At 67.3% G+C, this 1056-nt stretch carries 1 protein-coding gene; it reads left to right on the forward strand.

The annotated features are described in order from the left end of the window. Window positions 1-109: 109 nt before the first annotated feature. Window positions 110-1056: flavodoxin-dependent (E)-4-hydroxy-3-methylbut-2-enyl-diphosphate synthase (gene ispG, locus CFP71_RS42010; protein ID WP_093939419.1), on the forward strand; the 947-nt coding region annotated here is incomplete at its 3' end.

The following is a 1056-nucleotide window of genomic DNA, read 5'->3' on the forward strand; positions in this document are numbered from 1 at the left end:
TGTGGAGTTACGGTGGTTATTTTTGAGACTAGGTCGACCGCCGAGAGCTCCACGCTCTCCCTACACGCCGCTCTTCCGATCTAGCGAGCACCCGATCTCGGTGCAGTCGATGACCACCACGCTCACCTCGGACGTCAACGCCACCCTGCAGCAGATCGCCGAGCTGACGGCTGCGGGCTGTGACATCGTGCGCGTCGCGTGCCCGTCGGCGGACGACGCCGAGGCGCTGCCCGCGATCGCGAGGAAGTCGCAGATCCCGGTGATCGCCGACATCCACTTCCAGCCGAAGTACGTCTTCGCCGCGATCGAAGCCGGGTGCGCGGCGGTCCGGGTGAACCCGGGCAACATCCGCAAGTTCGACGATCAGGTCAAGGAGATCGCCCGCGCGGCGAAGGACCACGGCACCCCGATCCGGATCGGCGTCAACGCGGGCTCGCTGGACAAGCGGATCATGGACAAGTACGGCAAAGCCACCCCGGAGGCGCTGGCCGAGTCGGCGCTGTGGGAGGCGTCGCTGTTCGCCGAGCACGACTTCCACGACGTCAAGATCTCCGTGAAGCACAACGACCCGGTGGTCATGGTGCGCGCGTACGAGATCCTCGCCGAGCAGTGCGACTACCCGCTGCACCTCGGGGTCACCGAAGCCGGCCCGGCGTTCCAGGGCACCATCAAATCGGCCGTGGCCTTCGGCGCGCTGCTGCGCCAGGGCATCGGCGACACCATCCGCGTGTCGCTGTCGGCGCCACCGGTGGAAGAGGTCAAGGTCGGGATCCAGATCCTGCAATCGCTGAACCTCAAGGAGCGCAAGCTCGAAATCGTCTCCTGCCCCTCATGCGGCCGCGCGCAGGTGGACGTCTACACGCTCGCCGAGCAGGTCACCGCCGGCCTGGAGGGCATGGAGGTCCCGCTGCGCGTCGCGGTCATGGGCTGCGTCGTCAACGGCCCCGGCGAAGCACGCGAGGCCGACCTCGGCGTCGCCTCCGGCAACGGCAAGGGCCAGATCTTCGTCAAGGGCGAGGTCATCAAGACCGTGCCCGAGCACGCCATCGTCGAGAC

This window comes from Amycolatopsis thailandensis (genome assembly GCF_002234405.1).
Classification (GTDB): Bacteria; Actinomycetota; Actinomycetes; order Mycobacteriales; family Pseudonocardiaceae; genus Amycolatopsis; species Amycolatopsis thailandensis.